We start from the raw sequence: 14,073 nt of genomic DNA on the forward strand, positions 1-14,073 counted from the left end.
TTATCGTAAACCTGGAGAATAATCATTAGGAGCATTCTGTGGAAAATTTATTGTTCCCATCTCACCTGTATCGTTATAGATTATCCATTCACTTGCAGTAAAGCTAGAATTTGCAAATGTGATTTCTAGTTTTCTAACCGCTTTACCATCCTCAAATTCATGGTTGGTACCAGTACCATCTTCTCCAATTTCACCAAACATATCTATTATTTTTCCGAAAGGATCAACTAACGCAATATTATCATCTCCGTTTGAATCTGCAGGAGAATTTGTACCTACCAATATATCAGGTGCAAAACCATACACACTTTCAAATTCGTCACCATTTGGTGAAATGACCAATAGTGCATTTGCCTCCATTATATATTCTGACAAGTCTATAGTCGAACTTACCTCAATATTATCATTTGTGTAACGTACCAAGCTCCATCCTTTCAAAGATAAAGGTTCATTAGATGAATTATACAGCTCTATAAATCTAGCTCCTGCGTTATTATTTGGGTCAGCAATTTCAGATATCAATATTGCATTAGAAGTAAATTCATCAATAACATTTTCACATCGTTCTTTTTCAAAATATAAATCCTCCACAGTTCTAACAACGATTTGATACTCCCCTTTGTCCTTCACTAAAATACCCGTAGCGGTTCCCATTTTACCTGGAAGTATTTGTGCTTGAAAAGCAGAATAGCCACTATTTAACAAAATCACCTCATTGTCATTACAATCAACCAGAGTCCTTTTTGTCTCTTCTTCTGCAACAGCAAAAGTTTGCCCTAGTTCGTCTTCCTTTATTTCAACGTTCTCAATAGTAATTAAGATGCCAAGCATACTATCATTTAATTCCGCAATAGTGATTGTTGTTGGCTGTATACCTTCATTAACGGAACAAGAGGATAAAACATGGTCGAAAACCACACCATAAGGCAACCTGCCCACACTACGATTGCCAAAAGAGGTAAATACTCCGCCAATTTTAAAAACATCATTGGATCGCCCTAAATACAATCCTTTTAGTTTAATGCGTATTTGCTGCCCAACATCAAAAAATAAATGTGAATCTCTAAGCTCTAATTCTATTTGCAGACCTTCTGTTGCATTACTGGCTTCATCCTGAAAATGAATAACATTAAAAAAATTTCCTTTTTTATCTGAAGAAGTCACAAAACCCTCAACAACTAAATCTTCTTGTATTTGAACTGTTTCCCCGTCATAAAAATTTTTAAGTTCAGCCATACTTATCATTGTAAATTCTGCGTCTGAGCAAACTATTTCAGGTGAGTCAAAATCCCTGTTTTTAACGCAAGAGAGAATTACCAGCATAATACTTATACTAATTATTCTCTTAAAGCCATTGTTTTTAAAAGTCATTTTTATCACTTTGAATTAAAAGCTAAATGCAAAATTTAAAAAATAGGTTCTACCAAATCCGTACCAGTATTTAGGTGCAAAGGATGGGTTACCACTTAAATTATCTTGTTTTAATTGACCGTAGTTTCCATTTCTACTTTGTTCATAACCACCTGTTCTAAAAGTTGTATCAAAAACATTATTGATACTGGCAAATACACTGATATACTTCCCTTTTTTTAACCAAGATTTGCCTCCTACCATATTTAAAAGGTAGAAATTATCTAACCTTTCTTGTTTCAGAAGTTTTTCAACATTCTCTGTTGTAGCATCAGGAAAACGTAGTTGTGTCTCTGGATCTATTAAAAAACTTTGAGTTTTGGTTATCGTTGAAATATTTGCATAATTATTACCTAGATAATTAGCAGTCATACTTACCCACCAATATTTAGGATCTCTATATTCGATACCTGTCGCAATTGCCTTTTGCGGACCTTGTGCCAATTTGTATTCTTTTATCGCGGATTGCCCTAAAAACTTTGAACCCGAGACATCTATAACGTCTTCACTTGCACCAGCGGTATCGAAATTTATAGTCACAAATGGGTTACTGGCATAAACATGTTTTGCTACCGAAGCTACCAAAGACAATTTTACGGCACTTGATAATTGATACTCCATACCCAACTCTGTCCCCAAATGCAACTTATCCAAATCGGTCAACACTTCTTGAACAAAGTCTGACCCTACACCAGAATCAACAAAGAAAAAATTTACATCAGTTGTATTTTGAAAACGGGTGAAAAACCCTGTCAGCCTCCCTGTAAGTTTTGGCATTCTTAGAAAATAACTAACATCTAAACTTGTTATCTTTTCACTTTGAATATCTGGTACCGTGGCATTACTTTCTCTCGGATTTATAAAAATATTTTGAAGTGTAGGTGCTTTGTTAATGTATGCCGAATTAACCGAAACCCAATGCCTGCCGGTAATGGTGTAAGACGCACCCGTTTTTAATGACCAATTGGAAAAATTTATTTTTTCACTATCACCAAGCGAATTACCTATAAAACGTTCATTTTCGAACAAGCCATTTCTTTGGTAACCAACCCTAGTATACCTACCGGATATAAATGATCTAACTTTATTATATTCTGCATTTAACTGCGCAAATAAATCGGTATCACTTCCTTTTAAATTATAGTTGTAATTAAAAATATCACCATTACTCTTGTTGACCTCTGAAACTATATCGTTTAATGTTTCTGAAAAAACATCAATATCCCTATGATATTCCGCCCCCAACAAATCATTTAATTGAGCGTAATTTTTAGAATTAAGCTGTCTATGTGTTAGTCCTAAGTCCAATCTTAAATGTCTATCTATAGCTATGTTCGATGTTAACCTAGCCGTAAACTGATTATCTTTTACGATATCATCATAAAACACATAAGCAGCCTCGCCATTTTGCCCAATACTCCTATTCGCTTTATAAATAGTAGCCCAATTTAACTGCGAATTTTCAATAAACCCTTCTTCCGCTTGTATTGCACTTTCAAAATTGGCGCCAATTGGGCTATTGAGATAAAAGCTTGGTAAATATCTATAATATGTAGGATCCGGGTTAGGAGCATTAAAATACCCTAAACGACTTCTTTTATATATACCCGTTTGATATGCTAACCCAGCGTTAATTTGTATATTTTTAGATTCGTGATGATAGTTTAACAAGAACAATGGTTCCTGTATATGCCGTTCTCTTGAGTTTCTGATTTTTCCATTCTGATATCCCCAATACGGATTATACCTATTCCCTTGAATTTCGAACACCTCTTCGGTAATCGCAGAAGAACGCCCTCTTCTATTAGATGCGATGATTGCAGTTGCCGATATCGTATTCTTATCATTTAATAAATATTCCATTGAACTATAAACGGAGTACGAATCGTACAAAGTGCCTTTAATAAACCCCTGCTTTGCCCATCTTCGCGAAGCAGATATTATGTAAGCAAATTTTTCATTTTTTACTCCGGAATTATAAGTAGCCATTAGCCTACCGCTATATGTTCGGTTTGATACGGATGATGATAGCCGTGTACCTGGTCGTAAACCCGATGGTCTTAAGTCTATATTTGTATTTCCCAGAATTCCGCCAAAAGTAAAATCTGAAGCAGTAAGTCCGTTTGAATATTGCTGATTTCTAATTACATCGTTCAAGCCTCCCCAGTTATTCCATTGAGGTCTGCCGTCATACATTTTGTTCATTGGGATACCGTTAAGATGTACTTCACCATATTGAGAATCATAGCCTCTTACCCTAAAAAATGCTTGTCCAAAATCAAAAGCAGCCCTATTCAGAAAAATATCTTTTGTAGATTGTAATAATGCCAATGCATTTGAATTTACTTCATCATCTAATAGCTCATCATCGGTAATAGTAACCAGGTTTATTGATTGTTCAACAGTAATATCAGGCTCCAATAAAATGGCACCTAAATTAATATTCTTCCCTTCAAGAAATAACGGAATTCGTTTAAGGCTAAAATCAATTGCAGATATTTGAAGTATGTATGCTCCGTTTTTTGAAACCTTTAATACGAACTCTCCAAATTCATTAGTTTTAATGGATGACAGTTCTCCTTCTAAAAATATTTCAGCATCTGAAATAGCCTCATCTTTAATCCTATCTTTTATGATTCCTGTAATAGACAAAGTGCTTTGCGCATGTAGAGAAAACATTTTGAATAATAATACTAAAAACAGGGTGTTCTTAATCATTCTATAGGTTAATGCCTTATTAATGAGCCATTAAGATACTATTTAAGAAATAATTAACGTGAAAATTCCGTATACTCGTAAATAATTAAGATAAAATACGCTCTATAATGCGCTTTATATATACCATCGTCCTCTTATTACCCATTTGGACATTTGCTCAAAATTCGGATACTTATCAAATTAGAACTATTGCATTTTACAATTTAGAGAACCTGTTTGACACAAAAAATGACACTTTAGTTTATGATGATGATAGAACACCTGAAGGAAAAGACAATTGGACAATAGAACGTTATCTGCAGAAAGTTGAGCATATGTCCAGAGTTATTTCTGAAATTGGTTCTGATGATAATAAAACCGCTCCAGATGTTATAGGTATTTGCGAGGTCGAAAATTTACGTGTTTTAGAAGATTTAGTACATCACAAAAATCTGTCAAAATTTAACTACGGAATTGTTCATTTCGATTCTCCCGATGAACGCGGTATTGATGTTGCTTTGCTATATAAGAAAAGTGCTTTTGTACCAGTCAATTTCAATAGCCATAGATTACTGCTCTTCAATTTAGAAGGTAAACGCGATTACACAAGGGATCAACTTATTGTAGAAGGTCTTTTAGATAATGAAAAAATATACTTTATAGTAAACCATTGGCCTTCTAGAAGTGGCGGCGAAGCCCGAAGTAGACCTTTTAGATTAGAAGCTGCCAAACTTAATAAACGCATTATAGATTCTGTTCAAAGAAAAGATATACATGCTAAAATAATAAGTATGGGAGATTTCAATGATGACCCCATTGATCCCAGTTTTAAAAAGATCCTTCAAGTAAAAAAGAATTACAAAAACCTAGACTCTATTAGTTTATATGGCCCTATGGAAAAACTTTATAGAAAAGGTAGAGGTTCTTTGGCCTACCGTGATAAATGGAATTTATTTGATCAACTATATATGACATCTACGCTTATAAATAAGCAAAAACAAAGTTATAGTTATTGGAAAGTTGGCATATTTGCACCAGAATACTTAATGGACCCAAAAGGGAAATATAAAGGTTATCCTCTACGTACCTATGCAGGTGGCAGCTATATTGGAGGATATAGCGACCACTTTCCTGTTTATCTTCATTTAATTAAAAAAAATAAGCAATAGAACTAATCCAATTCTACTATTTCTATATTCTTCCACTTTACTTTTATACCGCCACCATCATGTATCTGTAATAAAACGGAACCATCACCTTCGCCTATAATTTTATCATTTAACGAAACCATTTCTACCCCGTTTACCCAGGAAGTCACCAAATCCCCATCTACCTTAATTTTCATGTGGTTCCACTCTCCAAATTTCAAAGCCTTATCCTTTTCCTGATCTGGTTGTATTAACCATTTTCTACCATAAGATTCGTAAATACCACCCGTATACGCTCCAGGAGGGGCAACTTCTACCTGCCACCCACTAACTGTGGTTCCTTCTACATTAGATCTTATAAAAACGCCACTATTACCATTTGCTTCTTGTTTAAAATCTAAATCTAGAATAAAGTTTTTATACTTCTTATTTGTACCTAAATAACCATATTGAGCATCTGGACCACTTTCACAAATTAATAATCCGTCCTCAACGTACCATTTCTCAGTACCATAATTTGTCCAACCTTCTAAGTTTTTACCATTAAACAATTCTACTTTCTGAGCAAAGATTGTGGCACTAAAAAGCACCATCAAAACTGTTGATGTAATTTTAAACATATATAAATTTTATTGAATTAATTAAACCATTGACCCCAAGGAATTCTACTAAGTATTAACAATAAACCAATACCATAAAAAATAGCAATACTTTTAAATTTCTTATTTCCTTCCACAAATTTCTTATGTCTAGACCAACCAACAGTAATTGAAACTATGGCTAAAATATTAATGAATGGATGTTCTACTGCAAGTAATCTCGCAGCTGAAGTTAACCCTCCCATACCAAATTCTTGTATTGCACTTAACCCACTAGGTGAAACAAAGAATAATATTAGCCCTATAAGTAATTGGATATGACATAAGATTAATGCGAAAAGACTTAATCTTAAATCTTTACCCATATTAAAAATTCGATTCCCAAAAAGTCCTGTTATTGCATTTACAACCGCCAAGAATAATACTGCTAATGCTACATAAGCCAAATAGGAATGAAGCATGTGAATAGTTTCGTACATTGTTTTATTTTTTTCAGTTTTAAAAGTACTGATTTTTGCGCATAAAAAAACCCTGATTTTACAATCAGGGTCTTTTTTTAATAAAGAATTAAATCTTAGAATTCGTAACGTAACGTAACGTTCCAAGTTCTACCCCATCCAAAGTAACCTTGGTTAGATACCGCAATACCATCATAAGTTACATCACCAGCTTCTGCAAAGTTAGTGGTAGTTAATCTAGATAAATACTCAGTATCAAAAACGTTATTAATATTACCTCTTATTTTCAATTGTTTTAACTTATCAACACCTAATGGAACTTTAAAAGTAACACCTGCATCCAATAAATTAAAAGAAGGCAACTTAAGGTTTTCTTTTACCGCACCTACATCAGAATATAAGTTATCATAATATCTCCAGTCTGAATCAATTGAGAACTTCTGGCTTATTTTATAGGCAAAGCCTAAACCACCAGATAATTGTGCAGCACCACCAACTTTACCACCATCAAAATCTTCATTTTCAAAGCTAATTACATTTCTGTTTTCATCAGTAATTTGTTGTACCGCTTCTCCTTTATATTCCCAATCACCTACAGATAAAAATCCATTAAATGAAAGATCGGTTGCTGGTCTTAATTTGAAGTCTAATTCAACACCAGAGTGCAATTGCTCGGTACCAAAGTTGGTAGTAAATTGAACCACATCATCAACAATATTAGAGCTAGATACAACTCTATCTTTCCATGAAGTTCTATACAAGTTAACATTAGCAGAGAATATTGAACTCTTGAAACCATAACCAGCCTCTAAACCGAAAATCTTTTCATTTTCCGTTAATGGGTTAACTTGGTTTGTAAAATTCAAGTAAATATTATCGTGATAAGGTTGACGATTATAGTAACCAGTGTTAACATAAAAAGCATGAGCATCGGAAGCTTTGTAGCTAAAACCTGCCTTTGCGTTATATCCAAAATTATCCACTTTTTCAGAATCTGTACCAGGCGTTATTCCTGCAGGTAACGCTACACCGGTTGATTGGCTAGAAGTACCATCAATTAATGACTGATCAGCATATTGATAATCATCAAATCTTTGGTGATATTGGTTAGAAACAGAACCTTGGAAAAATGCAGATAAATTATCATTAGCATACTCTAACTGAGTAAATAGACCACCATAAGAAATACGTTCCTCATTATTATAGCCGATTTTTTGATCTAATGGATAAGAATCAAAAGCAGCTTCCCAACCAGAAGGTCTAAATGTTTCCGTTGCTGTAGCAAACTTATATGTTCCAAAACTACCGTAAGTTTGATGATCGTTGTTTTGATCTCTTAATCTAATATTATCTGTAAAAGAATTTAAGCCATGTAGGTTAGATGCAACTCTAAAGTGCTTACCATAATATGTTCTTAAATCGAAACCTACGTTCCAAGAAAGCTCATCAGTAAGTTTAGTTTCATAGTTAGTAATTAAACCATACCAACTATGTAGGTTCATAGATGATCTAGTTATATATGCCGGTTCTGAACCAAAATTAACACCTGCACCATCCGTTACTGCCGCATTTTGGGTATAAATGGCCTCATAATCTATACGTCCTTCATCTGTTCTAATACGGTTACCTAAGTTACCGGTACCACCACCATTACCCCAAGAGGCATATAATACAGTTGAAAGATTCGATTTATCACTTATAGTCCAATCCCAGTTTAAGTTAGCAACTGGCTTGTGGTAAAAGTTTCTTCTTTCAGTCATGTACTGACCGTTATACGTACCCCAGTTATTATTGTATCGTAAACCATACTGTTGATAGTCAGCTATAGATTTTGTAAAGTTTTGATCGTGAAATTGTGGAGCACCGGTAATCAAAAAGTTAAAACCATGATTGTCATTTGGTCTATAACCAGCAGAAATGAAATAAGTTTGACCTTCACCGAAGTTACCTTCGTTGTAGCCATCTCCTTGCCAGTGTGAAAGCATAACACTTAAACCCCAACCTTTTTCAGAAACACCCGTATTATAGCCTGCCGTTGTTTTAATGTAGTTATCGTTAGCAACCGTTGCGTAAGCAAAACCACCTGCATTCATTTCTGTTGCTTTGGTAACAAAGTTTACCGTACCACCAACAGATGATATTGCTAATTTAGAAGAACCTAACCCACGTTGAATTTGAACTCCACTAGAAATATCGTTTAAACCAGACCAGTTAGACCAGTACATTTTACCGTCTTCCATGCCGTTAATTGGCTGTCCGTTTAATAGGAATGCCGTGTTATCTTGCTCAAAACCACGAACCCTAATGTCAGAATCTCCATAACCACCCGCTTGTCCAGATACATACACTGACGGCGTGTTTACCATTGTCATTGTAATATCTTGAGTACCTATTTTCTCCTGAATAATTTCAACAGGAATAGATGATACCGCAATTGGTGTTTGTCTATCACTAGCAAGGTCAATTATACCTCTACCAACTACAACTACGCCTTCTAACTCTTCAGCATTTGGCTCCAATACAATTGAACCAATACTACCTGCTGAACTGAAAGCAATTTGCTTAGAATTAAATCCTATGTAAGACACTACTAGTGTTCCAGTAGCTGAACTTACATTAATTGTAAAATTTCCGTCAAAATCGGATGAAGTACCATTGGTGGTACCTTTTACCATTACTGTAGCACCAGGAAGAGGAGAGTTTGAATCGCCATCTAAAACAGTACCAGTAATGTTTCCTTGTGAAAAAGCAGTTACGGTTATAAAAAACACCGCAATTGCGAAATACATTTTTCTCATTTTTTCAAGTATTTGTTAGTTTTTAACTTGCTGCAAAAGTCTTGTAATTTTTGTCTTCTAACGTTAAGACAACGTTAAATCAGCACTGCAAAAATACCTTAAAAAATAACACAAATGATCTGTTAATGAAATAGTTATAACATTTTTAAAGTTCTTGTGAAAAAAGTAAATTATTTCTTAAAATATTGAAGAAGTCTTAAAGTAGAACTATCGTGATTTGAAATTTTTGCATTTTCAATATCTTTTAAAATTGTTCCAGCAAGTTGTTTTCCCAACTCAACACCCCATTGATCATAACTAAAAATGTTCCAGATTACTCCTTGGACAAATATTTTATGCTCATAAATAGCAATTAAAGACCCTAGCGACTTTGGTGTTAATTTATCAATAAGAATGGTATTGGTAGGCTTGTTTCCCGTAAAAACTTTAAAGGGCGCAAGCTGCTTAACTTCTTCTTTTGATACATTTTTAGATTCTAATTCCTTAACGACCTCAGCTTTGGTCTTACCATTCATTAAAGCTTCTGTCTGCGCAAAATAATTTGCCATTAATTTGTTATGGTGATCTTTATCTCCATGTAATGAATGTTTAAAGCCAATAAAATCTGTAGGGATTAACTTAGTACCTTGGTGGATTAATTGAAAAAATGCATGTTGCGAATTAGTTCCTGGCTCACCCCATATAATAGTACCTGTTTCATACCCGACAGTTTTACCTGCCCTATCGACACTTTTACCATTACTTTCCATGATACCCTGCTGTAAATATGCCGAGAATCTACTTAAATATTGCGCATATGGAATAATAGCTTCAGTCTCTGCTCCATAAAAATTATTATACCAAACACTAATCAGTGCCATAATTACTGGAATATTTTCTGAAAAATCAGCATCCTTAAAGTGAATATCCGCTTCATTTGCTCCTTGCAATAAGGCATCAAAATTTTCAAAGCCAACCGCTAAAGCAATAGTTAAACCTACAGCGCTCCATAGCGAAAATCTACCGCCTACCCAATCCCACATAGGGAAGACATTGGCCACATCAATACCGAATTCTGCTATCTTTTCGCTATTTGTGGATACCGCGGCAAAATGCTTTGCAATATCTTTTTGTGTTGCATGTTTTAAAAACCATTTTTTAATAGTAGTTGCGTTGCTTAATGTTTCTTGTGTCGTAAACGTCTTAGACACTACTACAAACAAAGTTGTTTCTGGATTTAATGTTTTTAAAACTTCATGAACATGATCACCATCTACATTACTAACAAAATGAATAGATAACTGATTTTTATAAAACTTTAAAGCTTCAGTTACCATTGCCGGACCTAAATCTGAGCCACCGATTCCAATATTTACTACATCTGTAAAAGCCTTTCCTGTATATCCTTTTAAATCACCATTAATTACAGAATTCGTAAATTCCTTAATATGCTGTTTTACTTCATAAATCTCTGGCATCACATTGACACCATCAACCAAAACTTTGTCTGTCTTTTTACCTCTTAAAGCGGTATGTAATACTGCTCTACCTTCCGTTTCATTTATTATACCCCCAGCATAATACTCTTTAATGGCACTTTTTAAATTAACCTCTTCAGCTAATTGAAGTAACAACTTCATAGTTTCAGACGATATTCTATTCTTAGAGTAATCAAAAAGAAAATCATTCCATTGTATAGTAAACTTCTGAGCCCTTTTTACATCAGAAGAGAAAAGATCTCTTAAATGAGCATCTTTTGTTTCTTTATAATGAGTACTAAGCTTTTCCCAAATTTCCGTTTCCGTTGGGTTAATTTTATTTAATATCATCTTCTTGATTGAGTGTTAATAAATCTTCGTCTTCTTCTAATAAAACTTTAGGATATATAATACAATCTAACTGTTCCTTAAAAGTAGAAATATATGCGAAATAGTTTGGTTTTAATGTGTCGTGCAAAGGTTCTGCTTGCGGAAGTTCTTCTTTTAAAGGATCTACTTGTTTCCCATTCTTCCAAAAGCGATAACAGACATGCGGACCTGCGGTACTCCCTGTCATTCCAATCCACCCAATAACATCACCTTGGCGCACAAACTCTCCTTTTTTAACTTTTTGAGCTTTCATATGAAGGTATTGCGTATCATAAGTTCCGTTATGCCTAATCTTTACATACTTTCCGTTGCCTCCTCTTCTGGTAGATTCTATTACAGTACCGTCGGCAGTTGCCATAATTGGTGTTCCTATTGGTGCAGCGTAATCTGTTCCTTTATGAGGTCTTACTTTAAACCCGTAATGTTTTATTCTTCTTTTAAGATTATACCGTGATGACAACCTACCATATTCAACCGGCATTCTTAAAAAAGTTCGTCTTAGATTATTTGCGTCTTCATCAAAATAGTCGATAACGTTATTTAACGAATCACTTTCATAGGCAAATGCATAAATTGGCTTCCCATTATGCTCAAAAAATGCAGCCTCTATAGGTTCTGCTCCTGCATAAACAGTATCATTAATGTACTTTTCATTATAGATGACCTTGAATTTATCATTTTTCTGAAGTCTTGAAAAATCAATTGTCCAAGCATATACATTCGCTAGATTGTGAGTTACATTATAATCTATACCCTGTTCCAGTATTGCTTCTGACAAGCTTGATTCAATTACTCCAGAAACTTCTCGTTGAACATATTTTACCTTTCTTTTATTCGTATAAACCTTTACACTATCTCGTAAGTCTATTACTGTATAGTTAATAGGATCATTTTCATAAATGAAAACTTGAGCTTGCGCTGTAGTATCCTTGGATTTTAAAATTAAATAAGGTTTACCAACCCTAATCTTACGAACGTCGAATGAATCTCTGTGATTTTCCGAAATTGCAGCTATTTTAGGATAATCGACCTTATTTTTCATCATTAACTCTCCAAAACTATCACCTGACTTTACCGTGTCTAACTGCACATTAAACTCGTCTAGATCAAAACCAAATTGCTTATTTACAACTTTAGCCTCTGGTATATTAACTTCTTGCGCAATGTCATTCTTCTGTACCGTATCATCTTTACACGATACCAATACAGCCATTGCCAATATTATGCCCCAATATTTCTGCATTACTATATTTTTGATTTTTCAGGATTCAACATATGATCTACCCATTGTTTTCCCCAATTTTCTAATTCTTCAAATGTATATAAGTCCGGGAAAAAAACTATTTTCTGAAAGCTAGGGGGTAAATAATCTTTCCAATTAGTACCGCCTGTAGCTTCTATATCCCCAGACTCTCTTCTTAAATATCTATGTGCGGACCCCATATGCATTAATTGCCAATTAATATTGGCATTTACATCTAAAGCCTTTAAAGCCTTAACAAGTGCTTCGTTTTTCTTTAAATCTGCCGGTAGGTTTACATATTTATGATAAATGGTTGCATTTTTTACCTGCTTTGCTATTCGTATTAACCTTGGCGTGTAACGATACTCAAATTGCTTTAAAGTAAGTGTTTTTTCTCCTGTTTCAATATCGGTAGCCCCTTTTTTCCAATATATATGTTCGTATAAATCTTCTATGGAATTTTCTGATGTTAGTGCAGATCTGTCAGAAATATGTATCAAATTCTCTAAAGGTGTAGCATAAATCTCGATCATTCTAAACTGCGCAGATTGGAATCCGCTTGCTGGCAATAAAGCCATTCTAAACTGCAAAAACTGCTCACGTTCCATTCCTTTGATCATAACACCAAAAGAAGAAATAAGAACGGTGTAATAACTATTTATTCTTCTAACTTTCTCAACGAAAAAATCAATATTGTCGCTTTTATCATCTACTAATTGTTTTTGCTCATGCAAAATCAATTTAAAATAAAGCTCTGTTATTTGATGGTACATGATGAAAATTTCTTCATCGGGGAAATGAGTTCTTGGTATTTGAAGGCTTAAAAGGGTATCTAAGTGAATATAGTCCCAATACGTTAGGTACCGTTGGTGTAATAACCCATCTAGATAAGAGCTTAAATCTTGCCCTGAATCTTTGTATTTTTCTTCAAGTTTAGAAATTTGAGATTCAATCTTCTCTTTGTCTTTCATTTAACAACTAATCCATTATAATTTTAAACTGATGCTTAAGTCCATTATACCCGTCTAAATCTGCCTTTATAGCTCCTACTGCTAAATCTGCTTTTATTCGAATGGGAATTCTATTGTCATCATTTGAAACCCATAATGATAAACTTTCCTGTTCTTTAAAAACACGGCCAGATTGTACTAGCGGCCTAAATTTTAAACATTCTACTTTACCATATTTTGTGTTGACAATATCTTTACCTAAATACTTAAGCTTAAAATTAAAAATACCGTCATCATCATAAAGCATTTTCAGGGTAATTGCCTTTCCTATTTCAAGATCTTCTGTCTTATAGTTATTTCTTAAAAAATAAAAGGCGGATATTAAATCCTGTATGTTGTCCTGCAATGTAAAATTAAGCTTTTTCTTGTTTTTCTTGTCATTTAGTTCTGCTTTCGATGTTTTATAATCAAAGTTTATTTCAACATCTTTAGTATAACCACCTTCATTTATTTTACGAACAAATCTAAAAGGTTTACCATCCTCTTTGTCAAAATAACTTTCATAAGTATCATCTACCTTAAAAAACCAACTGGCAACACCCGTTGTTTCTCCATGACCAACAACATGGTAAACAGGTGTTTCATTTATAGTAGTAGAATTAACTTGTAATGTTGCGTAGCTTGCATTTAAAAAGCCATAATGCATTCTAAATTTTAACCACTCACCTGTTTTAAAAGCAGAATGAGTATTTTGACTTTGAACACCAAAAGAAAACAAGAAAAGGGTAAGCAAAATCAATTTTTTCATAGTCAAGAATTTTAGGTAAAAGTAAAAACTGAAAGTTTATAATTACTATAGTTACAATATCTTAAACAATATTTGTTCCAAAGTATTGCATAAAAAAAGCCCAGTTTAAAAACTG

10 protein-coding genes are annotated in these 14,073 nt (G+C 33.9%); 1 reads left to right on the forward strand and 9 read right to left on the reverse strand.

Annotation, left to right across the window (positions count from 1 at the left end):
* Together BTR34_RS07130 and BTR34_RS07135 are read right to left on the reverse strand one after the other, a co-directional pair.
* A complete protein-coding gene (locus BTR34_RS07130; protein WP_068485360.1) occupies positions 1 to 1,371 on the reverse strand; it encodes a DUF5689 domain-containing protein in 1,371 nt (456 codons plus the stop codon).
* A 15-nt stretch (positions 1,372 to 1,386) separates the two neighbouring features.
* Positions 1,387 to 4,128 (reverse strand): peptidase associated domain and porin domain-containing protein, encoded by a 2,742-nt coding sequence (locus tag BTR34_RS07135; RefSeq protein WP_068485361.1) that lies wholly within the window; start codon positions 4,126 to 4,128, stop codon positions 1,387 to 1,389.
* Between the two features lie 107 nt (positions 4,129 to 4,235).
* Between BTR34_RS07135 and BTR34_RS07140 the strand changes: the two genes are divergently transcribed.
* Positions 4,236 to 5,276, forward strand: coding sequence for an endonuclease/exonuclease/phosphatase family protein (locus BTR34_RS07140; protein WP_068485362.1), 1,041 nt, complete (start codon positions 4,236 to 4,238; stop codon positions 5,274 to 5,276).
* A 2-nt stretch (positions 5,277 to 5,278) separates the two neighbouring features.
* Here BTR34_RS07140 and BTR34_RS07145 read toward each other — a convergent pair whose 3' ends face one another.
* From BTR34_RS07145 to BTR34_RS07175, 7 genes are all read right to left on the reverse strand, one after another.
* The gene (locus BTR34_RS07145) at positions 5,279 to 5,875 is read right to left on the reverse strand and encodes a 3-keto-disaccharide hydrolase (protein WP_068485363.1); all 597 of its coding nucleotides are present in this window, start codon (positions 5,873 to 5,875) and stop codon (positions 5,279 to 5,281) included.
* Positions 5,876 to 5,892: 17 nt separating this feature from the next.
* Entirely contained in the window at positions 5,893 to 6,333 is a 441-nt protein-coding gene (locus BTR34_RS07150) for a hypothetical protein (protein ID WP_068485789.1), read from the reverse strand.
* A gap of 95 nt (positions 6,334 to 6,428) precedes the next feature.
* On the reverse strand, positions 6,429 to 9,110 hold the full coding sequence (locus BTR34_RS07155) for a TonB-dependent receptor (RefSeq protein WP_068485364.1): 2,682 nt from the start codon (positions 9,108 to 9,110) through the stop codon (positions 6,429 to 6,431).
* A gap of 170 nt (positions 9,111 to 9,280) precedes the next feature.
* Positions 9,281 to 10,918, reverse strand: a complete 1,638-nt coding sequence (pgi, locus tag BTR34_RS07160) for a glucose-6-phosphate isomerase (protein WP_068485365.1) — start codon at positions 10,916 to 10,918, stop codon at positions 9,281 to 9,283.
* Positions 10,905 to 12,200 (reverse strand): M23 family metallopeptidase, encoded by a 1,296-nt coding sequence (locus BTR34_RS07165; RefSeq protein ID WP_068485366.1) that lies wholly within the window; start codon positions 12,198 to 12,200, stop codon positions 10,905 to 10,907. Before BTR34_RS07165 ends, pgi begins: the two co-directional genes overlap by 14 nt.
* Before the next feature lie 2 nt (positions 12,201 to 12,202).
* Entirely contained in the window at positions 12,203 to 13,171 is a 969-nt protein-coding gene (locus BTR34_RS07170; RefSeq protein WP_068485367.1) for a tryptophan 2,3-dioxygenase family protein, read from the reverse strand.
* Between the two features lie 7 nt (positions 13,172 to 13,178).
* A complete protein-coding gene (locus tag BTR34_RS07175; RefSeq protein WP_068485368.1) occupies positions 13,179 to 13,958 on the reverse strand; it encodes a DUF3108 domain-containing protein in 780 nt (259 codons plus the stop codon).
* Positions 13,959 to 14,073 lie beyond the last annotated feature (115 nt).

The sequence above is a fragment of the Maribacter hydrothermalis genome, from assembly GCF_001913155.1.
Classification (GTDB): Bacteria; Bacteroidota; Bacteroidia; order Flavobacteriales; family Flavobacteriaceae; genus Maribacter; species Maribacter hydrothermalis.